Here is a 20,363-nt window from a genome sequence, read left to right on the forward strand (position 1 = left end):
GGGCCATCGCCCGGGCTTTGCTTTTCACGGCCGGCATTCCCACTTCTGATGCTGCGTCGGAAAGCGCGCCGGCCATGTCGGATCGCGCCGATGCCGAACGTCCTTGGCAGGAGAGGACAGGAGATACTCATGCATCGCAATGCCGTCGTTTCCCGCGAGGACTGGTTCGAGGCGCACAAAAGGCACCTCGAGCGCGAGAAGGAGCTGACGCGGTTCCGCGACCGCATCGCCGCCGAGCGGCGGCAACTACCCTGGCTGAAGCTTCGCAAGGATTATGTCTTCGAAAGCGAGYAGGGACCGAGGCGCCTCGCCGAACTGTTCGCCGGCAAGAGCCAGCTGATCGTCTACCATTTCATGATGACGCCGGGGTCCGACCATCGCTGCGAGGGCTGCTCGTTCCTGGCCGACCATATCGACGGCGCCAACCAGCATCTCAAGCACCACGACGTTTCGCTGGTCGTCGTCTCACGGGCACCCCTGGCCGAGCTCCTGCCCTACAAGCAGCRCATGGGCTGGAAGTTCGACTGGGTGTCGTCCTATGCGTCCGACTTCAATTTCGACATGCAGGTTTCCTTCACCGACCGCCAGATCGCAGCCGGCGACACCGTCTACAATTTCGAGAAGCGCCCGCTGAGATCGAAAGACCTGCCGGGCACCAGCGTCTTCTATCGCGACGAATGCGGCGACATCTTCCTTACCTTCATGTCGCGTGCCCGCGGCGGCGATGCGCTGATCGGCGCCTACCACTATCTCGACATGACRCCAARGGGCCGCGACGAGACCGGCCCCTATCATGGCCTGATGGATTGGGTACGGCTGCACGACGAATATCAGGACCAGGGCAAGGCTAGCCCGGATTGCTGCGCGTGACGGCTCTTTCACCTTGGAAGAAACATGCGCGGGAGCGGCAGGCTATATCCCCATCACGCCCAATGCCCAAGCACAGCCGCGAGCGAGATCGCGGCCATCGCAAGCAGCGCCAGCTTCCAGAAGTCGCTGCGGCGCCTCAGCCCCGGCCAGCCGAGCGGCTTGATGACCTGGATGAGCATGATGCCGATGATGACAAGAGCGAGAAGTTTCGTCATGCCGCCTTTGACCAGCATCGCCGCCGGCTGTCAAAGCGGTTCTTGCAGCCCGTCGCTCCTGACAAACAATCTTTTCCCGACGCTTCGCCAAGCTTTCCCGCGCCGCTGCGGCAGCCCTGCCAGGCTGCTGACAGACTGCTGTCAGCAGGGGTGTGAGATACTGCTCCCATCGAAAAAGAGGAGCCTTGTCATGAACGGTTTTACGATACTGCGCGGCGTGCAGCACTATGTCGGCAGGATCCGCACGGTGCGGAACGAGATCCGCACCGTGCGTTTTCTGAACACCTTGCCGGCGGACATCCGCAAGGACATCGGCTGGCCGGACCTGTACGACGGCCGCGTGCGCGAGAATTGAAATTTTTTGGGCTGCGACTTGGATGGAGCCCATGCCGCGCCCAGATGTAATGGCGGTTGAAATACTGGATGTCCGGGAAGACGCCGTTGGCTCCGGGTGGATTGGCTGCCGCCTCCTGACAGTATGTTGTCAGGAGGCTTGCGTTATGAGGCAGCCTCGAACCTGCGGGAACCGGCTTTGGGACCGCGGCGAGCATAGAACCGAAACCAAGGGGTCAAACGATGCGCCGCGCCGACAGACTCTTCCAGATCGTGCAGCATCTGCGTGGCGGCCGGCTGGTCACCGCGCAGAAACTCGGCACGTGGCTCGAGGTTTCCGAGCGGACCATCTATCRCGACATAGCCGACCTGCAGTCGACGGGGGTGCCGATCGACGGCGAGGCCGGCGTCGGCTACATGATGAGGGAGGGCTTCGACCTTCCGCCGCTGATGTTCACGCGTGATGAGATCGTGGCGCTGGTTGCCGGCGCGCGCATGGTGCGCGCCTTCGGCGGCGCGGCGATGGCTAGGGCGGCGGACGAGGCGCTGGTCAAGATCGGCGCCGTGCTACCCGACGCCGAGAAGGACCGCATCGCCCGCACCGAGATCCACACGCCGATGTGGGTGGTGAGCGACGCCGCGCGCGAGGCGATCGACCTGATCGAGCGCGCCATCGAGAAGCGCCAGGTGCTTACCATCGACTATTCGGACGAGGCCGGCCGCAGCACCGCCCGCGACATCAGGCCGTTGGGATTGTGGTTCTGGAGCAAAGTCTGGACTCTCGTCGCCTGGTGCGAGATGCGCGACGATTTTCGCGCCTTCCGTATCGACCGCATCGCCTCGGTCGTCATCGCCGGCCGCATCTACAAGCCGGAGCGCGGCAAACAGCTTGCCGACTTCTATCGCGCCGTGGAGCGCAGCGAAGACTACGGCATGGCGCCCGACCGCGCGGYGCGCAGTTGACTCCTCCCCAGCCGCCCGCCGACAAAAAAGCCCGCGCGAAGCGGGCTTTTTTGTCGGGTCAATTCAAGCCGCCCAAAAGAGTGCAGCGGTTTTGAGAAAAGCGCGTCGCGTCGCGTCGAAACGGAATCGAGCGCCTTAGAGATCTTATTCCTCTTCCTCGTCGTCTTTCTTGTCCTTCGACTTCAGCGCCGAAAGCTTGGCGAAGACGGCGTTGGGATCGAGCTCCTGATCCTCGTCCTTCGGCTTTTCCGGAGCCGGCGTCAGGCGTTCGGTCAGCGCTGCCGGCAGCAGCGTGTCGCCGGCGACCGGCTGCGCCTGCTCGCGGCCGCGCGAAGCGCGGTTGACTTCCATGTCGAGGTCGATCTGCGAGGTCAGGCCGAGCGTCACGGGATCCATCGGCTGCAGATTGGCCGAGTTCCAGTGCCGGCGCTCGCGGATCTGCTCGATCGTCGACTTGGTGGTGCCGACAAGCCGCGCGATCTGCGCGTCCTTGAGCTCGGGATGGTTGCGCACCAGCCAGAGGATGGCGTTCGGCCGGTCCTGACGCTTCGACAGCGGCGTGTAACGGGGACCCTTGCGCTTCGATTCCGGCACTCGCACCTTGGGCTCGGACAGTTTCAGACGATGGTTCGGATCCTTTTCGCCGCGCGCGATCTCGTCGCGGGTGAGCTGGCCGGTGATGATCGGGTCCATCCCCTTGATGCCCTGCGCCGACTCGCCGTCGGCGATCGCCTTGACCTCCAGCGGATGCAGCCCGCAGAACTGCGCAATCTGCTCGAAGGAGAGCGCGGTGTTGTCGACCAGCCAGACGGCGGTGGCCTTGGGCATCAGCAACGTATTGGCCATATCAAAAAATCCTTCTCGTTCGCCCGCGTTCCCGCGCGGGCGGTGGTTTTAGAGCCACCAAAATGGGAAATTCGCGGCGTATATAAACGCTCCGCAACGATTTCGCAATGTTTTTGGGAAGGAGCGAACCGGCGTTCCAAAAGACAAAACCCGCTGGACAGGGTCCAGCGGGTTCGGAACCGGAGACGAGCAAGCGTCTGCGACGGCTCTGGCTTYGCGGCCGCGGCCCGGCCTGTCGGCCGGGTCGCGCTTGAAATCAAAGAGCCTGGCGGGCGATCTTCTCGATGTCGGCGCGGTTGATGCCGAGGTCGTTCAGCTGACGGGCGTTGAGCCGGTTCAGCTCACGCACGGTCYCGTTGTAGAGGCGCCAGTTGCGGAAAGYGCGGATCGGGTTCATTTCAGTCCTCCATTCATCTGGATCATTCGTTGCGATGGCGCGTAGATAGGCACCGCTGCCCAGAAATTGAACGGATGCTTTTGCATACCGGCAATGCATTTGTTGCAATGCAGCATTAAGATATTTTGAACGGCCTGCCGCAGGGCGTGCGACATCCCCAGGGTGTCGAGATTCAGGTCGGATCGAGGCGGCGCCGAAGATTGCGCGAAGCGCTCAGCCTAGCCGACGTCGAGCACGATCTTGCCGATATGCTCGCCCTCCTCCATCCGCTCATGCGCCCGCCAGGCTTCCGTCAGCGGGAAGATCATATCCATGACCGGCGCCACCTTGCGGGTGCCGAGCAGCGGCCAAACCTGGGCCTCGAGAGCGGCTGYTATGGCCGCCTTGAACTCGACCGTGCGCGGCCTGAGTGTCGAGCCCGTATGGACGAGCCGCTTGACCATGAGTTTTGCGAAGTCGGCGCTTGBGACAGCGCCGGCCTGCACGGCGATCTGGACGATACGCGCTTCGACCGCCGCTGCGTCATAGTTGCGCGCCACATAGTCGCCGCCCACCATGTCGAGGATGACATCGGCGCCTTTGCCGCCGGTTGCGTCCTTGACCTCGCTGACGAAGTCCTGCTCGCGGTAATTGATCGCCCGGTCGGCGCCGAGCTTCAGGCAGGCGTCGCATTTCTCCTTGCTGCCGGCCGTGGTGATGACATAGGCGCCGAACGCCGACGCCAGTTGTATGGCCGTGGTGCCAATGCCGGACGAGCCGCCGTGCACGAGCAGCGTCTCGCCCTTCTTCAGCCCGCCGCGCTCGAACACATTGTGCCAGACGGTGAAGTAGTTTTCCGGCACGGCGGCGGCCTCCGAATAGGTGAAGCCCGCCGGGATCGGCAGCACGCTGCCGGCATGGACTTTGACATATTCGGCATAGCCGCCGCCCGGCGTCAGCGCGCAGACCCGGTCGCCGACGCGCCAACGCGATGTCTCGTCGCCGAGCGCCGCGACCTCGCCGGCCGCCTCAAGGCCGGGCAGGTCCGAGGCGCCCGGCGGCGGCGGATAGGCACCCTTGCGCTGCTGCACGTCCGGCCGGTTGACGCCGGCGGCATGCACGCGGATGAGGATCTCTCCGGGGCCAGGCGCCGGCACGTCGCGCGTCTCCGGCTTCAGCACCTTGGGGCCGCCGGGCTGCGAGATCGCGATGGCCGTCATCTTTGCCGGGATCGTCTGTCCGCTTGCCATAGTGTCCGATCTCCTATGCCGGTTCGTCGCCGGCCCGTTTGCATCCGCGCCCCCGCCCTATGTATGCTGATTGCCGGATCAGGCAAATGGCCAAGTGAGGGAGAGCGACGATGGCGATCTTCGACGACGAACCCAGGAAGAAGCCGCGCCCGCACGAGATCGGCCAGGATCTCTCGTTGCTGTCCGTCGACGAGTTGTCCGAGCGCATTGACTTGCTGCGCGAGGAGATCGCCAGGCTGGAAGCCGAGCGGGCAGCCAAGGGCGCCACCAAATCCGCGGCCGAGGCGCTGTTTCGCCGGGGATAATCCGCGCGGCGTGCCTGCCCGCCCCGGAAAAGCCCGAATGCGACTGCCAGACCTGCGCCTCGAAATTCCCAGCTGGATCAGCCCATGTTCGCAACCTACCGACCGATCCTCTCGCTGCTGCGCGGCACGGCGTTTCTGCTGGCGGCTTCCGGTCTGCACGGCCTGCTCCTGCCGCTGCGCGGACAGGTAGAAGGGTTCTCGACCGCTTCGCTCRGCCTGATGGGTACGGCCTGGGCCGGCGGCTTCGTCACCGGCTGTTTCTTCGCGCCGCGCCTCGTGCGCCGCGCCGGCCATGTCAGAGCCTTCGGCGCCTTTGCCGCGTCGGGAGCGATCATTGCGCTGCTCACCGGCCTCATCATCGACGAGTATTTCTGGATTCTGCTGCGCGCCTTCACCGGCTTCACCATGGCCGGCGCCTTCATGGTCATCGAAAGCTGGCTGAACGAGAAGGCCACCAACGAGAACCGCGGCACCGTCTTCGGCCTCTATATGATGGTCACCTACGCCTCGATCATGGGCGGCCAGATGATCGTCGCCGGCGGCGACGTGAAATCGGCCTCGCTGTTCATGATCACTGGCATCCTGTTCTGCCTTTCGCTCATTCCGACCGCCGTCTCGACGCAGTCGCACCCCAAACCGCTGCAGGACGTCAAGCTCGACGTCAAAGGCCTTTACGTGAATTCGCCGGTGTCGGCGGTGGCCTGCCTTCTGATCGGTATCGCCAACGGCGCCTGGGGCACGCTCGGCGCCGTCTATGGCGCCCGCATCGGCATCTCCACCGCCGAGATCGCGCTGATGATGAGCCTTGTGGTCATCGCCGGCGCGGCCATGCAGCTCCCGGCCGGACGGCTGTCCGATACAACCGATCGCCGCTTCGTGCTGGCGGGTGCGGCCTTCGGCGCGGCGTTGTTTGCGCTGTTGATCTTCCTGTTCGAGYCGCATTCGGGCGTCTTCGTCATCGTGCTGACCGCCGCCTACGGCGCCTTCGCCTACACGCTCTATTCGATCGCGGTCGCGCACGCCAACGACCACGCCCGGGCCGAGGATTTCGTCAAGGTCTCGGGCGGCCTGCTTCTGCTCTACGGTTTCGGCACCATGATCGGGCCGCTGCTGGCCGCTGCCTTGATGGGCTTGCGCCCGGAAGGGCTCTTCCTCGCAACCGCCTTCGCGCATCTTTGCCTCGCCGGCTACACGCTGCTGCGTATCCAGGCCCGCGCGCCTGTGCCGATTGAAGACCGCGATGCCTTCAAGACGCAGCCGGCCGACCGTGCCGTCACGCCGGAAGCCTTGCGTCTCGATCCGCGCAGAAAGGTTGAAACCGATAGTTGAGATTTGGAAAACTTTGCCTCACAAATAAGGAATGATGTTTTCCGACGCCTTCATGGCGATAGCCGATCCCAACCGGCGCTATCTCTTGGAAGAGCTCCGGCGCGGCCCGAAGACGGTTAATGAATTGGCGGCCGGGTTGCCCGTTTCACGTCCGGCCGTTTCCCAGMATCTGAAAGTCCTGCTCGACGCCGGCCTGGTCAACGCCAAGGCCGAAGGCACCAGGCGCGTCTACACCGTCAGCACCGCCGGCTTTCTCAGGCTCAACGTCTGGCTCGATCAATTCTGGGAAGTCGAGGAGATCGGCACGCCCGGAAGCTAGAATTCCACCATCAGATCCCGGAGGCCAGCGCAGCGCCAAGCGCGTCGAGCAGCTCGCCCGTTCCATGCTCGCGAGTGGCCGGCGTATCGTGGCCGTCGAAGAACGCTCCCTGCTCCGTCAGTATAAGTCGCGTACCCTTGCCTTCCGCGACCAGCTCGATCGTCGCAAGCGATACCGAGACCCGGGTTTCGCCGAACAGCAGCTCGTAGCTGTAGACGATGCGCCGGTTTGGTACGATGTCCTGATAGACCGCATTGTAGAAATGCATCTGGCCGTCGCTCGGGCAACCGGCATTCACCTCCCTGCCGCCGACGCGGAAGTCCATTTCGTGCCGGCTCGGCATCGGGTTGTCGGGATCGACGAACCAGCGCTTCTTGGCCGCCGGGTCGCTCAGCGCGAAATAGACTCTTTCGGGCGCCGCCGGATAGAGGCGCTCGATGACGAAGGTGGAATGGACGACGGATCGTTCGGTCATGACGGTTCCCTTCAGCTTTCATCCTCGGTATCAGCGAGAAAATCGCCGAGCCGGTCGAGCCGGCGCTCCCAGGCAAGGCGCCGCTCATTGATCCAGTGCTCGGCAGCCTGCAGCGCCTTCGGCTCGATCCGGCAGGTGCGTACCCGGCCGAGCTTTTCGCTACGCACCAGGCCGCTCGCCTCGAGTACGTTGAGATGCTGGACGACGGCCGATAGCGACATCGCCAACGGCTCGGCCAGTTGGCTGACCGAGGCCGGACCGCGCGACAGCCGCTCCACCATCTGACGCCGTGCGGGATCCGCGAGCGCCTGGAACATCAGGTCGAGCTGGGCGGGATCGTGCAGCATCGCCGGCTAGCCATCATTGTAGGGGAAGAGCTTGAAATAGGGCTGGGCTTCCTCGATCACGCGGGCGAAGGACGGGCGTTCGAGCAGGCGGTCGTGATAGCGCTTCACGGCGGGGAAATTGTCGCCGAACGGCTCGACCTTGTTGGCGTAGAACAGCGCCGGCGAGGCCGCGCAGTCGGCCATGGTGAAGGTCTCGCCGACCGCCCAGGTCTTTCCTCTCATCTCGTTCTCGATGATGGCGTAGGAATTGCGCAGCTGCTCCCGCGCCTGCCCGACGCCGAACGGATCGGTCTTGTCCTGTGGCCRCAGCCGGTCGCCGACGATTTTCTGCATCGGCTCCTGCACATAGAAATCGTAGAAGCGGTCGGTCTGGCGGACCTGGATGGCGAGGTCGATGTCGGCGGGAATGAGCCCGACCGGTCCCGGGTAATGGGCGGCGAGATATTCGATGACGATGGTCGATTCAAGCACCGTGCGGTCCCGTGCATCGTCCCGCAGGGCGGGCATCTTGCCGGTAGGCGATATTTTCAGGAAGGCCGCGCGCGACTCTTCATCGCCTAGGTCGACTATCACCGGCGTGAAGGATGTGTCGTTCTCGTAGAACGCGATCAGCGGCTTCCAGCAGAAGGAAGCGAGCGGGTGGAAATGCAGCGTCAGGGACATTCTTTGGCGCTCTCGGTCAAACTGTCGAAGCAATACTGAAGTGATCACTTAACTATTTTCATAAACCGATAGAGTCAAGCCTTCCTTGGCTAGCGATGCGTCGCGATCGCTTCGATGATTTGCGGCCAGTCGGCGCGGTGCAGCTCGTGGCCGCCACCCTCGACCCGCACCAGCCTGGCGCCGGGAACTGCCTTGCTCAGCRCCTCGCCATGCTCGACCGGAAAGAGCGGATCGGCGGTGCCATGGATGACGAGCAACGGCACGGTTAGATCCTGTATGTGCCGTTTCTGGCCTCCGCCTCCGAGCAGGAAATGATTGATCGCGCTGAGYAATCCACCGGAGCGGTCGAAGTCCGCCGCGACCAGCGCGCGCACCTCCGCATCCTCGAACGGATGCGCGGTGCCGGCCAGCGCGCGTGAGTTCCTGACCATGAAATCAAGCACCTGAGCTCGATTGGACCGGTCGACAGTCGCGCCCTGCGCCGCCTGCTTCCTGTAGGCCTCGGTCGTTCCGGGCAGGCCCGACGTATCGACGCCGAGCGGCGAACTGGAGATCACGGTGAGCGCGCTGACGCGCTCGGGGTATTTCAGCGCGACGGTCTGCGCGATCATGCCGCCCATCGACATGCCGGCCACATGCGCTCTAAGGATGTCGTGATCGTCGAGCACGCGAATGGCGTCATCCACCATGTCCTCGAACGTGTAGGGCGGCGCGCCCGGCGTGTATTTGGTCGACCGCCCGGTATCGCGATTGTCGTAGCGGATCACGAAGCGGCCGCGTTCGGTGAGCTGCCGGCAGAAATCTTCCGGCCACCACAGCATCGAGGCCATGGCGCCCATGATCAAAAGGATCGGCGGATCGGCCGGATTGCCGAAACTCTCCGAGGCGATTTCTGGGGGCGGCAAAGCGGCCATCCTCTTCTCCTCCCATCTCAATCTGATTGTGTTTTGCAATCAGTTGCACGATAGTCGGACCGATATCATAATGCAACCGGTTTTGGAGTAACGCATGAACACCGAGCACCGTTCCGGCTGTCCGATCAATCTGTCCCTCGAGGTCTTCGGTGATCGCTGGAGCCTGATCATCCTGYGCGACATGATCTTCGGCGGCAGGCGTCATTTCCGCGAATTGCTCAACGGCTCGCTGGAGGGCATCGCCTCCAACATCCTGGCCGACCGGCTGAAGCGGCTGATGGAGCTCGGCCTGCTGACTAAGGCCKACGATCCTAGCCACAAGCAGAAGGCGATCTACAGCCTGACCGAGATGGCGATCACCCTGGTGCCGATCATGGCGCATCTTGGCGCCTGGGGCCGGGTTTGGCTGCCGGTCAGCGAGGAGCTTTCGATCCGCGCCGAGCTTCTCGAAAAAGGCGGTCCGCCGCTATGGGAACAGTTCATGGACGAGCTGCGCCACGAACATCTCGGCGCCCCGGCAAAGACGCCGCCGGGCACGCCCGGCGTGCGCGAAAAGCTGYAGGCAGCCTACGAAGCTGTGGGCGCCCGCAAGACCGAGGCAGCCACGGCGTGAGGCTTGCGACGAGGCCCAATGCATGTCGCCCAAAAGTGCGCAGCGGTTTTGGGGGAACGACATGCATCAAAAAAGAATTAAAGCGCGTCGTCTGAATACGTTTCAGCGCGAGGCGCTTTAATTCACATTGATGTCGCGGCTCGCCGACCGCATCGACACCGAGAAGCCGGCCAGCACGTCGAACAGCGCGATGATCATCAGCGTGAAGAACACCGAGTGCGCCGCGCCCTTCACCAGCAGGAACTCGACCAGGAAAGCGATGAAGACCAGCGTCGACAACAGGTGATCCATGATCGAGGCGTTGGTCGTGCGCGCCGACTTGACCATCTCGACGAACAGGAAGACCAGGCCGATCAGCACGACCAGATCGCCGAGCCTCATCGAGAAGACCCCGCCCGACATCATGTGGAACGAGAGCATTTCGCTCGCCCATGGATCGTCGCCGCCGCCGAACAATCCGAGCAGTCCGAGATTGTAGAGGACGAAAGGTACAATCAGCAGCGGGATGGCACCGAACATCTTGGCGTCTCCAAATGAGGCACCCTTTTTGTAAAGGGCCCGGCAAGCACGCCGTCAAGGCTTTTCAGCGGCGGCGTCGAACACGCTGTAAGACCTAATGAAACAACAATGTCAGCCGGTTGGCCTCGCCATTCTCTGCAAAGCTGCGCCCGAAATCCACCAGCCAACGACCAAATGCAAAAAGACCGGCCACTGGCCGGTCTTCGATACGTCGCAAACCGTGGAAGCTTCTCAGCTTTCCTTCGGCTCCAGGACCTGGCGGCCACGATACATGCCGGTCTTCAGGTCGATGTGATGCGGGCGGCGCATTTCGCCGGAATTCTTGTCCTCGACATAGGTCGGGGCCTTGAGGGCGTCGGCCGAGCGGCGCATGCCGCGCTTCGACGGAGAGGTTTTTCTTTTTGGAACGGCCATGGATATGCTCCACTACATGGTCAAAATGCCCCGGCAACCCTCGCGAAAKGGCCGCATCGAGGCCATAATCTGAGAAAGTCGGGTGCCTATACACGCCTTGCGCCGTTTTGGCCAGCACTGCCRTGAATTTTTTTGAGCCGGCGCCGCTTCCTCCTAATCGAGGCAACCGACATAGGCGCCGGAACGCCCCGCGCGTCGCTCGATCAGATTGGCGAGACGCCTCAATCCTGGTCCTGGCCTGGCCGGGTTGCGCTCGATCGGGTTGGGCAGGGTGACGGCGAGCAGTGCTGCCTGGCGGCGCGACAACTGCTTGGCCGAGACGCCGAAATGATGCTGCGCCGCGGCCTCGATGCCGTAGATGCCCGGCCCCCATTCGGCGATGTTGAGATAGATCTCCATGATGCGCCGCTTCGACATCACCGCGTCGAAATAGACGGCCAGAGGCAGCTCGACCACCTTGCGCACGCTGCCCAGCGGCCGCGACCATAGGAACAGGTTCTTCACCGTCTGCATGGTGATGGTGGAGGCGCCGCGCGTCGCCTCGCCGGCTAGCGCATCGTCGACCACGCCGCGCAATTCGCCGAGATCGACGCCGCGATGGAAGCAGAACTGCCCGTCCTCCGACATGATCACCGAATGCGCCAGCACCGGCGCCACGTCGTCGATCGACACCCAGCGCCGGTCGTAGCCGGAGAAGGTCACGAGGTCCTTCAGCATCAGCGTCGATAACGGATGCACGAAGGGCGGCAGATAGAGGAAGGTGAGCACGACCGGGATCGCCGCCAAAACGATGGCGACGACCAGGCAGCGCCGGCCAAGGCGCTTGAGACCGGCGCGGTTCAGGCGCCGTGGTCGCACCATGTCCAGCCCTTCGGTTTCATGATCGACGATCGGTTCCGTCAAGCCGCCCCACCCGTGCCCATCAGCCCACCCGGCATAAAGGCGCCGGGCTTCTTGCGCAATGTCTGAGTGTCGGCTACCGGTCCCGGCCATGATGAAAGACGACCAGATGGCCTTCGAGACGGCGCTGTTTACGCGCGCTGCCGCGATCGAGCTCCTGCTACGGCAGATCCTCGATGCGCGCCTGCTTTCCGGGGAGATCGCCCGGCCGGAGCGCCTGATGGCGGCCATGCGCCACGGCGTGCTCAATGGCGGCAAGCGGCTCCGCCCCTTTCTGGTCATGGAAAGCGCGGCGCTCTTTTCCGCCGACGGCGAGGCGGCGCTGCGCGTCGCCGCGGCCCTCGAATGCGTGCATTGCTATTCGCTGATCCATGACGATCTGCCGGCCATGGACGACGATGATCTGCGCCGCGGCCAGCCGACCGTGCACAGGGCCTTCGACGAGGCGACCGCGATCCTTGCCGGCGACGCGCTGCTGACGCTTGCCTTCGACATCATCGCCGACGAGGCGACCGCGCTGCCGGCCGAGCGCCGGGCGGCGCTCGTGCTGGCGCTCGCCCGCGCTGCCGGAACTGGCGGCATGGTCGGCGGTCAGTCGCTCGACCTCGAAGCCGAGCGCAAGCGGCCGGACGAGGACGGCATCATCCGGCTACAGGCTATGAAGACCGGCGCGCTGATCCGCTTCGCCTGCGAAGCCGGCGCCATCATCGCCGGCGCGCCCGCCGCCGACCGCGAAAGGCTGGCCGAATTCGGCTCGGCCATCGGCCTTGCCTTCCAGCTTGCCGACGACCTGCTCGACCTCACCGCCGACGCAGCGCAGATGGGCAAGGCGACGAAGAAGGACGCCACCGCCGGCAAGGCGACGCTTGCCGCGCTGCACGGCCCTGACTGGGTGCGCGAGCAACTCCACGGCCTCATCGACCAGGCGCATGCGCTGCTCGATCCCTATGGCGAGCGGGCGGCCCTGCTCAAGGCCGCCGCGACTTTCGTGGCGACGCGGAACAGCTGACGTCGTAGGCGTCAAATCTGGCCAAGATTTTACCGCGCGGATCTGGTCCCAGATCTTGATCCTCTGCGTCTATGCTGGGCGCTCGCAGGCACCAACGAAATCTTAATGTAAATCAAGCGTAATCCCGACCGCTAAAATTGTGCGTATGGGTTGGGGTTGCGCATGCCGGAGTATTCCTCCTTCATCCGGTCGATCCGGATTCGCTATTTTTCGGGATTGCTCGTCTTTGCGCTGGCCTCGGCCGCCGTCATGTTCGCGCTCAACCGCGTGAATTCATACCGCCACGAGGTCGACGCTCTCAGCGGCAATTTCGTCATCTTCTCCCGCGACCTGCGCAACGCCACCAATTTCGCCGAGACGACCGGAACCGCCTGGCGGGCCGAGACCCGCGATGYACTGACCGCAGCCGCGCGCGGCCATTCCGAACGCCTGATGGGCGAGATCGAGATCCTCAACGCCCAGCTCGCGGCGATCCGGCCCCGCCTGTCGACGAACACGCTCAACGCCCTCGAATCCGCTTCGGTCAATGGCGATCTGTTCTGGTCGGCACGCGACATGGTGCGCAACTTCAATCTGATGTCGGTTGCCCAGAAAGTCGATGAATGGAGCTACCGCGAGATCCGCAACCAGAACGATCTCTTCGCCCAGCCGATGCTGGTGCGCGTGCGCACCGCGCTCGACGACGAGCGGCATCTCGCCGACGCCTCCAGCGACCGGCTGCTCCTGTGGGCGAGCGGCCTGCTGATTGCCGTGATCGCCGTCGCCGCGGTTCTGATCTTCCGGCCGATGGAGAACGCGATCCGCCGCGCCTTCGCCGRAACCGCCGCATCGCTGTTCAAGGCGGAGGCCGCCGACCGCGCCAAGTCCGAATTCCTCGCCAATATGAGCCATGAGATCCGCACGCCGATGAACGGCGTGCTCGGCATGGCCGAGCTTCTCGCCAAGACCGAGCTGACGCCGCGCCAGAAGACCTTCACCGATGTCATTGTCAAATCCGGCAATGCGCTGCTCACCATCATCAACGACATCCTCGACTTCTCGAAGATCAATGCCGGCCAGCTGACGCTCGACCCCGCCCCCTTCCGCCTCGCCGAAGCCGTTGAGGACGTGGCCACCCTGGTTTCGGCCCGCGTGGCCGAAAAGAACCTCGAGCTCATCGTGCGCGTCGATCCGCGCCTGCCGGCTTTCGTCRTCGGCGACGCCGGGCGCTTCCGCCAGATCGTCACCAATCTGCTCGGCAACGCGGTGAAGTTCACCGAGAAGGGTCATGTGCTGATCGATGTCGGCGGCGAAGTCGTCGACGACAAGGTGCAGCTCAAGGTCCGCGTCGAGGACACCGGCATCGGCATTCCCGCCGAGAAGCTGCAAAGCGTGTTCGAGAAATTCGCCCAGGTGGATGGATCCTCGACCCGCCGTCACGAAGGCACCGGCCTTGGGCTGGCCATCTCCGCCCGCCTCGTCGACCTGATGGGCGGCAAGATTGGYGTCGAAAGCGAGATCGGCCGCGRCTCGGTCTTCTGGTTCGCCGTGCCGCTGCCGGTGCACAGGCAGGATGCGCGCGACGAGATCGTGCCGGTGGATGTCACCGGCGCGCGCGTGCTGGTCATCGACGACAACCCGGTCAATCGCGAGATCCTGCTGGAGCAGTTGCGGAGCTGGAGCTTCGACTGCGCCGCGGCCGAAAGCGGCGCCGTCGGCCTCGCCTTCCTCGACCGCGCCTGCCAGCTCRGCGCCTCGGTCGACTGCATCATCCTCGACTACCAGATGCCCGGCATGAACGGCGCCGATGTCGCCAAGGCGATCGCCGCCGACAGCCGTCTCGCTTCCATTCCAGTGGTGCTGCTCACTTCGGTCGACCAGGTCGATTTCGGCAGGATGGTGATCGATTTCGGCATCGTCGCGCATCTCACCAAGCCGGCGCGTTCGGYGGTGCTGCTCGGCACCGTGATTTCCGCCATCCAGAAGGCGCGCATGCAAGGCGCCAAGGCGCATTTCGTGCGCGAGCCGGTGGTTGCCCAGACGGCGGCGCCGGCCTTCACCGTCATCCGCGGCCCGGCGGTTCCGGTGCCCGCCGCGCCGGAATCGGCGGCCCCGCCGAGCGGCCCGATCGATATAYTGATCGCCGAGGACAACGACGTGAACCAGCTGGTCTTCGGCCAGATCCTCAATGGCCTCGGCTTGAGCTACCGCATCGCCGGCAATGGCCGCACCGCGGTTGAAATGTACCGCTCGCTGCGGCCGCGGCTGGTGCTGATGGACGTCTCGATGCCGGAGATGAACGGGTACGAGGCGACGCGCGCCATCCGCGCGATCGAACAGCAAAGCGGCAGCCATACGCCGATCATCGGTGTCACCGCGCATGCRCTCAAGGGCGATCGCGAAAAATGCATCGAGGCCGGCATGGACGACTATCTGCCCAAACCGGTCTCCCCCGACCGCCTCGGCGGCAAGATCGGCACTTGGCTCAGCGAAACGGTGGCGGCGAAGACGGCGTAATTGCTTCCAACGACCAAGCGCACAGTTCCTTCGCGCTCCCTCTGGCCTGCCCTCCATCTCCCCAACTTCAGTCCTGCTGCTTCGGAGATTGGCGAAAGCAGAGGTGACGGCCAATCTCCCCCCAAGTGAGGGAGATGCCCGGCAGGGCAGAGGGGGGCGCTGTCCCGCCAGCGTTTCCAGATATCGTGCTTCAGCCGACCTACCGGTTGCGCATCACAACACAGGCGCCCCCGACGCTGTGCAGCTTGCCGCAGATGCCGTCCGCCTCGGCCCGGGAGTCGGCGCCGATCCTGACCGCATAGATGCCGCGCCGGCCGATCGGCGTGCGCACGCGGCTGACTACCGGATCGTGGTTGGCGAGCAGGGTCGGGAACCGGCCGCGCACGCGCAGCCATTGGCTGACCGCGGCGGAACGGCGGAAGTTGCCGGCCACCTGCACACCCCACGGCTTGATGTTGATCGAGGCCATGGCGACGGTTTGCGACATGATCACCGGCAGCCGGCGGCAGGCGACCGCGAAGCTCGACTTAGCATCGAGCGGCTGGATGGTTCCCGCGTAAGCGGTGTCGGAAAACTTGTCGACCGGCTCGCCCATGATGTCGAAGACGTAGCTTTCGGTCTCCATCGGCAGGAAGCCGCCCGCGCTCAGCCAACGCGACACGCGGTTCTCGCCGGCATTGTAGGCGGCAGCCGCCAGGCCGAGATTGCCGTAACCCACCTTCATCTCGGCAAGGTATTTCGCCGAGGCCGGGATGGCCTGCTCGATGTCGAAGGGATCGGCGAGCCCGCGCAGCTTGGCCGTTCCCGGCATGAACTGCGCGATGCCTTCGGCGCCCACCGGGCTGACCGCATTGGGGTCGAAGCGGCTTTCCTTCCAGATCAGCCGGGCGAAGAAATCCTTGGGCAGGYCGTTCTGTTCGGCCTCAGCCTCGATCAGATCGCAGACGCGGGAAATCAGCCGCTTGGCGGCCGATTGCGGCGGATCGGCCAGTGCCTGACCGGACAGGAGCAGCCCGCAGGAAAAGATCAGCGCCGCCGCGAGAGCAATTTCAGCAAAGGTGCGGAAGGGTTTTCCGTCCGCAATGGCGTCGAAACAAACGAACAGAGCGGTTCGGCGTTTCCGGGAAACGATGACCCGCTCTAGCAAACGCTGCATCGGCTTATTCGGCCGCTGCTTTGCCGTGTCCGTATCTCTGCTCGATATAGTCGGCGACCATCTTCTCGAAATCCTGCGCGATCGAGGGGCCGCGCAGCGTCGCCGCCTTCCTGCCGTCGATGAACACCGGCGCCGTCGGCGTCTCGCCGGTGCCCGGCAGCGAAATGCCGATATCGGCATGCTTGGATTCGCCGGGTCCGTTGACGATGCAGCCCATCACCGCGACCTTGAGGTTCTCGACGCCGGGATATTTCTCGCGCCACACCGGCATGTTCTTGCGGATGTCGGCCTGGATGCTCTGGGCGAGTTCCTGGAACACCGTGGAGGTCGTGCGGCCGCATCCGGGGCAGGCGGCGACGATCGGTACGAACTGGCGGAACCCCATCGTCTGCAGYAGTTCCTGCGACACCTGCACCTCGCGGGTGCGGTCGCCATTCGGCTCCGGCGTCAGCGAGATGCGGATCGTGTCGCCGATGCCCTGCTGCAGGAGGATGCCCATCGCCGCGGAAGAGGCGACGATGCCCTTGGTGCCCATYCCGGCTTCGGTGAGGCCGAGATGCAGCGCATGGTTGGATCGCGTCGCAAGCTCAGTATAGACGGCGATCAGGTCCTGCACGCCGCTGACCTTGGCCGACAGGATGATCTTGTCGCGGCCGAGCCCGATCTCTTCCGCCATCTCGGCCGACAGGATCRCCGACTGCACGATCGCCTCGCGGGTGACTTCCTGCGCGGTGAGCGGTGAGCCTTTGGCCTGGTTCTCGTCCATCAGCCGGGTCAGCAGTTCCTGGTCGAGCGAGCCCCAGTTGACGCCGATACGCACCGGCTTGTCGTGCTTGATCGCCATTTCGACGATCGCCGCGAACTGGCGGTCCTTCTTTTCCTTGAACCCGACATTGCCGGGATTGATGCGGTATTTCGCCAGCGCCTCGGCGCAAGCCGGGTGATCGGCAAGCAACTTGTGGCCGATATAGTGGAAATCGCCGACCAGCGGCACATTGACGCCGAGCCTGGCCAGCCTTTCCTGGATGCGCGGAACGGCAGCGGCGCTCTCGTCGCGGTCGACGGTGATGCGCACGATTTCCGAGCCGGCGCGATGCAGCGCGGCGACCTGGGCGACCGTCTGGTCGACATCGGCCGTGTCGGTGTTGGTCATCGACTGCACGACGACCGGCGCGCCCCCACCGACCATGACGCCGCCGACATCGACGCCGACGGATGCGCGGCGCGGGAAAGGAGAAGAAAAATATCCGGTCATGGCCGGCCGCCTCTAGCTCGGAGCAGAAGATGCTCAAGGGTCCGGGCATGAGGTGGAGGAGCAGGGAAGGCTTGTCAATGGCAATGGGCAGGCGATCGCGCAAATCGGCAGCCAGACCCGGTTGCCGAGACTATGAAGCCGACGGCCCGGCTCCGAGGACTTCCGACCTACGCCGCCGTCAAAACTAGCAAAAAATCCAAGCAAAAAACCCAAGCGCCGGTGGCTTGAGAGCCACCGGGAGGATAGTTGCGCCGCAAATGGCGCGTGTGTCTAAAGGAGCTTCAGTGTGCTGTCGGTTTCGCCTTCAGCTTTTCAATCTCGTCCTTGATTGCCAACTTGCGCCGCTTGAGAGTCGCGATCTCGAGGTCGTCTACAGAAGGATGGTTCATCGCGTCGGTCAGTTCGCGCTCGATGTCGCCATGCTTCCGCTGCAACTCGTCAAGATGGGATGCAAGAGACATGATTGGTTCTCCCTTTCATGGTTTCCTCGATTGCAGCCGTCGCAGGCACGTCCACCGCAGGTCGCTACTGTGACGGCACCGTGACAGTTTGCCACCAACCAATCTTGATGTCGAATGCCGCGTGGTAGCATTCCACGACAATGTGAAATGTGATATCAGCGGCGCGCCGGTCACAAACCCCACCGGCCCCGCCCGGACGCCATCCCTGGGCGATGCATGCGCAGACGGTAGATAATGTCCGAACAGGAACAGGCTGAAATACGCCTCGAATATTCCCGGCTCAAACAGGAACACGCCGATTTCGACGCCGCCATCAATGCGATGGTCGCCATGGGTTGCGACCCGCTCCAGATCCAGCGCATGAAGAAGAAGAAGCTTCAGCTCAAGGACCGGCTGATGGCGCTGGAAGACCGCATCATCCCCGACATCATCKCCTGATCCGACTACCGCTTCGGTTGCATCAGGAAATCGACAGCCGCGCCGCGCGCTCGCGCAGCAGCGCGACCAGGTCGCTTGTCCGCTCCTGCGATGTGTCGATCGGGACCACCAGGCACATCGTCGCCTCGACCTTGCCGGGCGCCGAGAAGACCGGTGCCGCCAGGCATTTGGTATAGGCGTCGACGAGGCCCGACGTGACGCAATAGCCGGTGGCGCGGGCTTTTGCGATGTCGTCGATGAAATCGTCGAGCTCGATCTTGCGGCCGTCCGGCAGAATGAGATCGTCCTCGGAGATCATCGCCTCGATGCGGCTCCGTTCGAGGCCGGCAAGCAGCAGCCGGCCTGAAGCCGTCCAGGGAAGCGGGATCTGCAAGCCGGTGGCGGAACTGATCCGGAAGGGGCGGGTGCCGGGGCTCGAATGGACGATCGTGTAGCGGCCGCTCTGCAGCATGCAGAGTTCCGAGGTCTCGCCGGTCTCGCGCGACAGCGCGTCGACCTCCTGCCGCCCGCGCCGCAGCAAGTCGTTGCCGCGCATATAGGCCATTCCATAGAGGTAGAGCTTCTTGCCGAAATAGACGCGGTTGCCGTCGCCGGCCATCTCCAGCAGACCGGCTTCGACCAGTTCGCGCACCAGCGTGTAGGTCGTCGAGCGCGGAGCGTTGAGCCCCTTGGCCAGCTCGCCGATGCCGATCGCCCGCTGGTTCGCGTGCAGGAAGTCCAGAATGTGAAGAACCCGGTTCAGGCCCTTCTCGCGCGAATTCGCAGGCCTCTCTTCATCCGAACTTGCGGCCTGCCATTCGGCCAGAGCTTTGCCATCTTGCATTGTCGCTTCCTGATGTTAGTATCTGTCTTGTACAGGATACATGCGTCTCTTGTAAGAGACAATTGCTATGTCGATTACCGGCGCGTGCATTCAAAGGGGAACACAACACGAAAGGAAGGTCGCCGTGAACGACACATCCGGAAGACGGGATTTTTTGAAATTGGGAATGGCGGGGCTTGCCACTGCCGGCGCCATGGCCGCGGTCAGCGCCGAGAAGGCCGCCGCGCAGGCCGCATCCGACAGCGTGCTGCGCACCGTGCTCGACCGCGGCAAGTTGATAGTCGGCACCGGCAGCACCAACGCGCCCTGGCATTTCGAGAACGATGCCGGCGAACTGGTCGGCATGGACATCACCATGGGCCGCATCCTCGCCAAGGGCCTGTTCGACGATCCGACCAAGGTCGAGTTTGTCCAGCAGGATCCGGCTCAGCGCATTCCCAACGTGACCACCAACAAGGTCGACATCACCATCCAGTTCATGACCATGAACGCGCAGCGTTCGCAGCTCATCCACTTCTCGCGGCCATATTATGTTGAAGGCGTCGCGCTGCTCACGCTGCCCGGTTCCGAGAACAAGACCTTCGACAAGCTGCTTGCGGCGGGCTCGGCCACGCGCGTCTCKATCCTGCAGAACGTCGACGCGSAAACCTCGGTGCATTTCGCCCTGCCGCAGGCGCAGGTGATGSAGATCGACACCCAGGCCAACGTGCTGCAGGCGCTGGAATCCAAGCGCGTCGACGCCGCCGCGGWCGACCTCTCCACCGTGCGCTGGCTCGCCTCGCGCAACCCGGACAAATATTTCGATGCCGGCAAGAGCTGGTACTCGATGCTTTACGGCGCGGCACTTCGGCAGGGCGATCTCGATTGGCTGACCTTCGTCAACCAGACCTTCACCATCGCCATGTTCGGCCACGAGACGGCGCTCTACGACGCCGCCTTCAAGGAATATTTCGGCCAGGAGCCGCCGCCGCGTCACCCGGGCTTCCCGGTCATCTGACGAAGCTATCCGACGCAGCCGGTGGAAGGGCGAAGCAAACGTCCTTCCACCTGTTTCTCCTCGACACGGCTGCGGTC

26 protein-coding genes are annotated in these 20,363 nt (G+C 63.8%); 11 read left to right on the top strand and 15 right to left on the bottom strand.

Annotated elements, in window-relative coordinates; translation table 11 throughout:
- Nucleotides 1-129: 129 nt before the first annotated feature.
- Entirely contained in the window at nt 130-870 is a 741-nt protein-coding gene (locus ORS3428_RS03955; protein WP_071094784.1) for a DUF899 domain-containing protein, read from the top strand.
- A 53-nt stretch (nt 871-923) separates the two neighbouring features.
- On the opposite strand, the gene ORS3428_RS03960 is transcribed toward ORS3428_RS03955, so the two are convergent.
- Nucleotides 924-1,085 (bottom strand): hypothetical protein, encoded by a 162-nt coding sequence (locus ORS3428_RS03960; RefSeq protein WP_108722969.1) that lies wholly within the window; start codon nt 1,083-1,085, stop codon nt 924-926.
- A gap of 190 nt (nt 1,086-1,275) precedes the next feature.
- Between ORS3428_RS03960 and ORS3428_RS32170 the strand changes: the two genes are divergently transcribed.
- Both ORS3428_RS32170 and ORS3428_RS03965 read left to right on the top strand, forming a co-directional pair.
- On the top strand, nt 1,276-1,440 hold the full coding sequence (locus ORS3428_RS32170) for a hypothetical protein (RefSeq protein ID WP_108722967.1): 165 nt from the start codon (nt 1,276-1,278) through the stop codon (nt 1,438-1,440).
- Nucleotides 1,441-1,661: 221 nt separating this feature from the next.
- The gene (locus tag ORS3428_RS03965; RefSeq protein ID WP_071094788.1) at nt 1,662-2,381 is read left to right on the top strand and encodes a helix-turn-helix transcriptional regulator; all 720 of its coding nucleotides are present in this window, start codon (nt 1,662-1,664) and stop codon (nt 2,379-2,381) included.
- A gap of 144 nt (nt 2,382-2,525) precedes the next feature.
- On the opposite strand, the gene ORS3428_RS03970 is transcribed toward ORS3428_RS03965, so the two are convergent.
- From ORS3428_RS03970 to ORS3428_RS03980, 3 genes are all read right to left on the bottom strand, one after another.
- Entirely contained in the window at nt 2,526-3,227 is a 702-nt protein-coding gene (locus ORS3428_RS03970) for a DUF1013 domain-containing protein (RefSeq protein WP_071094790.1), read from the bottom strand.
- A 256-nt stretch (nt 3,228-3,483) separates the two neighbouring features.
- Entirely contained in the window at nt 3,484-3,624 is a 141-nt protein-coding gene (locus ORS3428_RS03975) for a DUF1127 domain-containing protein (RefSeq protein ID WP_071094792.1), read from the bottom strand.
- A 218-nt stretch (nt 3,625-3,842) separates the two neighbouring features.
- A complete protein-coding gene (locus ORS3428_RS03980) occupies nt 3,843-4,853 on the bottom strand; it encodes an NAD(P)H-quinone oxidoreductase (RefSeq protein ID WP_071094794.1) in 1,011 nt (336 codons plus the stop codon).
- A gap of 110 nt (nt 4,854-4,963) precedes the next feature.
- Here ORS3428_RS03980 and ORS3428_RS03985 point away from each other — a divergent pair, with 110 nt between their 5' ends.
- The 3 genes from ORS3428_RS03985 to ORS3428_RS03995 all read left to right on the top strand — a co-directional run bounded on the left by ORS3428_RS03985 (nt 4,964) and on the right by ORS3428_RS03995 (nt 6,806).
- A complete protein-coding gene (locus ORS3428_RS03985; RefSeq protein ID WP_071094796.1) occupies nt 4,964-5,158 on the top strand; it encodes a DUF1192 domain-containing protein in 195 nt (64 codons plus the stop codon).
- A gap of 84 nt (nt 5,159-5,242) precedes the next feature.
- Nucleotides 5,243-6,487, top strand: a complete 1,245-nt coding sequence (locus ORS3428_RS03990; protein ID WP_071094798.1) for an MFS transporter — start codon at nt 5,243-5,245, stop codon at nt 6,485-6,487.
- A gap of 31 nt (nt 6,488-6,518) precedes the next feature.
- Nucleotides 6,519-6,806: an ArsR/SmtB family transcription factor gene (locus tag ORS3428_RS03995; RefSeq protein ID WP_071094800.1), complete on the top strand. Its 288-nt coding sequence runs from the start codon at nt 6,519-6,521 to the stop codon at nt 6,804-6,806.
- Between the two features lie 10 nt (nt 6,807-6,816).
- On the opposite strand, the gene ORS3428_RS04000 is transcribed toward ORS3428_RS03995, so the two are convergent.
- The 4 genes from ORS3428_RS04000 to ORS3428_RS04015 all read right to left on the bottom strand — a co-directional run bounded on the left by ORS3428_RS04000 (nt 6,817) and on the right by ORS3428_RS04015 (nt 9,205).
- The gene (locus ORS3428_RS04000; protein WP_071094802.1) at nt 6,817-7,281 is read right to left on the bottom strand and encodes an SRPBCC family protein; all 465 of its coding nucleotides are present in this window, start codon (nt 7,279-7,281) and stop codon (nt 6,817-6,819) included.
- Nucleotides 7,282-7,292: 11 nt separating this feature from the next.
- Nucleotides 7,293-7,628, bottom strand: a complete 336-nt coding sequence (locus ORS3428_RS04005) for an ArsR/SmtB family transcription factor (protein WP_071094804.1) — start codon at nt 7,626-7,628, stop codon at nt 7,293-7,295.
- Between the two features lie 6 nt (nt 7,629-7,634).
- Nucleotides 7,635-8,291: a glutathione S-transferase family protein gene (locus ORS3428_RS04010; RefSeq protein ID WP_071094806.1), complete on the bottom strand. Its 657-nt coding sequence runs from the start codon at nt 8,289-8,291 to the stop codon at nt 7,635-7,637.
- Nucleotides 8,292-8,380: 89 nt separating this feature from the next.
- Entirely contained in the window at nt 8,381-9,205 is an 825-nt protein-coding gene (locus ORS3428_RS04015) for an alpha/beta fold hydrolase (protein WP_071094808.1), read from the bottom strand.
- 94 nt (nt 9,206-9,299) lie between these two features.
- Here ORS3428_RS04015 and ORS3428_RS04020 point away from each other — a divergent pair, with 94 nt between their 5' ends.
- Entirely contained in the window at nt 9,300-9,818 is a 519-nt protein-coding gene (locus ORS3428_RS04020; protein WP_071094810.1) for a winged helix-turn-helix transcriptional regulator, read from the top strand.
- A 117-nt stretch (nt 9,819-9,935) separates the two neighbouring features.
- Here ORS3428_RS04020 and ORS3428_RS04025 read toward each other — a convergent pair whose 3' ends face one another.
- The 3 genes from ORS3428_RS04025 to ORS3428_RS04035 all read right to left on the bottom strand — a co-directional run bounded on the left by ORS3428_RS04025 (nt 9,936) and on the right by ORS3428_RS04035 (nt 11,612).
- Nucleotides 9,936-10,337, bottom strand: a complete 402-nt coding sequence (locus ORS3428_RS04025) for a hypothetical protein (protein WP_071094812.1) — start codon at nt 10,335-10,337, stop codon at nt 9,936-9,938.
- A gap of 231 nt (nt 10,338-10,568) precedes the next feature.
- Nucleotides 10,569-10,751: a 50S ribosomal protein L32 gene (rpmF, locus tag ORS3428_RS04030; RefSeq protein ID WP_006203806.1), complete on the bottom strand. Its 183-nt coding sequence runs from the start codon at nt 10,749-10,751 to the stop codon at nt 10,569-10,571.
- 153 nt (nt 10,752-10,904) lie between these two features.
- Nucleotides 10,905-11,612 (bottom strand): transglycosylase domain-containing protein, encoded by a 708-nt coding sequence (locus tag ORS3428_RS04035; protein WP_071095112.1) that lies wholly within the window; start codon nt 11,610-11,612, stop codon nt 10,905-10,907.
- A 130-nt stretch (nt 11,613-11,742) separates the two neighbouring features.
- Between ORS3428_RS04035 and ORS3428_RS04040 the strand changes: the two genes are divergently transcribed.
- Together ORS3428_RS04040 and ORS3428_RS04045 are read left to right on the top strand one after the other, a co-directional pair.
- Nucleotides 11,743-12,660: a polyprenyl synthetase family protein gene (locus tag ORS3428_RS04040; RefSeq protein ID WP_071094814.1), complete on the top strand. Its 918-nt coding sequence runs from the start codon at nt 11,743-11,745 to the stop codon at nt 12,658-12,660.
- Between the two features lie 162 nt (nt 12,661-12,822).
- Nucleotides 12,823-15,156: a response regulator gene (locus ORS3428_RS04045; RefSeq protein ID WP_071094816.1), complete on the top strand. Its 2,334-nt coding sequence runs from the start codon at nt 12,823-12,825 to the stop codon at nt 15,154-15,156.
- A 199-nt stretch (nt 15,157-15,355) separates the two neighbouring features.
- Here the strand turns inward: ORS3428_RS04045 and ORS3428_RS04050 are convergent, their stop codons facing one another.
- The 3 genes from ORS3428_RS04050 to ORS3428_RS04060 all read right to left on the bottom strand — a co-directional run bounded on the left by ORS3428_RS04050 (nt 15,356) and on the right by ORS3428_RS04060 (nt 18,028).
- A complete protein-coding gene (locus ORS3428_RS04050) occupies nt 15,356-16,312 on the bottom strand; it encodes a lytic transglycosylase domain-containing protein (RefSeq protein WP_083354980.1) in 957 nt (318 codons plus the stop codon).
- Between the two features lie 4 nt (nt 16,313-16,316).
- Complete coding sequence (gene ispG, locus ORS3428_RS04055; protein ID WP_071094819.1) at nt 16,317-17,567, bottom strand: flavodoxin-dependent (E)-4-hydroxy-3-methylbut-2-enyl-diphosphate synthase; 1,251 nt, start codon at nt 17,565-17,567, stop codon at nt 16,317-16,319.
- Between the two features lie 281 nt (nt 17,568-17,848).
- The gene (locus tag ORS3428_RS04060) at nt 17,849-18,028 is read right to left on the bottom strand and encodes a YdcH family protein (RefSeq protein WP_040974305.1); all 180 of its coding nucleotides are present in this window, start codon (nt 18,026-18,028) and stop codon (nt 17,849-17,851) included.
- A 234-nt stretch (nt 18,029-18,262) separates the two neighbouring features.
- Here ORS3428_RS04060 and ORS3428_RS04065 point away from each other — a divergent pair, with 234 nt between their 5' ends.
- Nucleotides 18,263-18,466 (top strand): YdcH family protein, encoded by a 204-nt coding sequence (locus ORS3428_RS04065; protein WP_071094821.1) that lies wholly within the window; start codon nt 18,263-18,265, stop codon nt 18,464-18,466.
- Between the two features lie 22 nt (nt 18,467-18,488).
- On the opposite strand, the gene ORS3428_RS04070 is transcribed toward ORS3428_RS04065, so the two are convergent.
- A complete protein-coding gene (locus ORS3428_RS04070) occupies nt 18,489-19,289 on the bottom strand; it encodes an IclR family transcriptional regulator (protein WP_071094823.1) in 801 nt (266 codons plus the stop codon).
- Nucleotides 19,290-19,455: 166 nt separating this feature from the next.
- Here ORS3428_RS04070 and ORS3428_RS04075 point away from each other — a divergent pair, with 166 nt between their 5' ends.
- Nucleotides 19,456-20,286: a transporter substrate-binding domain-containing protein gene (locus tag ORS3428_RS04075; protein WP_244507849.1), complete on the top strand. Its 831-nt coding sequence runs from the start codon at nt 19,456-19,458 to the stop codon at nt 20,284-20,286.
- Nucleotides 20,287-20,363 lie beyond the last annotated feature (77 nt).

It is taken from the genome of Mesorhizobium sp. ORS 3428 (assembly GCF_001854785.1).
Taxonomy (GTDB): domain Bacteria; phylum Pseudomonadota; class Alphaproteobacteria; order Rhizobiales; family Rhizobiaceae; genus Mesorhizobium.

Excerpts from the sequence above, each read along its gene's own strand:
- rpmF (WP_006203806.1), bottom strand. The coding sequence starts at position 10,751 with ATGGCCGTTCCAAAAAGAAAAACCTCTCCGTCGAAGCGCGGCATGCGC.
- ORS3428_RS04025 (WP_071094812.1), bottom strand. The coding sequence starts at position 10,337 with ATGTTCGGTGCCATCCCGCTGCTGATTGTACCTTTCGTCCTCTACAAT.
- ORS3428_RS04040 (WP_071094814.1), top strand. The coding sequence starts at position 11,743 with ATGATGAAAGACGACCAGATGGCCTTCGAGACGGCGCTGTTTACGCGC.
- ORS3428_RS04000 (WP_071094802.1), bottom strand. The coding sequence starts at position 7,281 with ATGACCGAACGATCCGTCGTCCATTCCACCTTCGTCATCGAGCGCCTC.
- ORS3428_RS04070 (WP_071094823.1), bottom strand. The coding sequence starts at position 19,289 with ATGCAAGATGGCAAAGCTCTGGCCGAATGGCAGGCCGCAAGTTCGGAT.
- ORS3428_RS04060 (WP_040974305.1), bottom strand. The coding sequence starts at position 18,028 with ATGTCTCTTGCATCCCATCTTGACGAGTTGCAGCGGAAGCATGGCGAC.
- ORS3428_RS03985 (WP_071094796.1), top strand. The coding sequence starts at position 4,964 with ATGGCGATCTTCGACGACGAACCCAGGAAGAAGCCGCGCCCGCACGAG.
- ORS3428_RS04035 (WP_071095112.1), bottom strand. The coding sequence starts at position 11,612 with ATGGTGCGACCACGGCGCCTGAACCGCGCCGGTCTCAAGCGCCTTGGC.
- ORS3428_RS32170 (WP_108722967.1), top strand. The coding sequence starts at position 1,276 with ATGAACGGTTTTACGATACTGCGCGGCGTGCAGCACTATGTCGGCAGG.
- ORS3428_RS04005 (WP_071094804.1), bottom strand. The coding sequence starts at position 7,628 with ATGCTGCACGATCCCGCCCAGCTCGACCTGATGTTCCAGGCGCTCGCG.
- ORS3428_RS03970 (WP_071094790.1), bottom strand. The coding sequence starts at position 3,227 with ATGGCCAATACGTTGCTGATGCCCAAGGCCACCGCCGTCTGGCTGGTC.
- ORS3428_RS03960 (WP_108722969.1), bottom strand. The coding sequence starts at position 1,085 with ATGACGAAACTTCTCGCTCTTGTCATCATCGGCATCATGCTCATCCAG.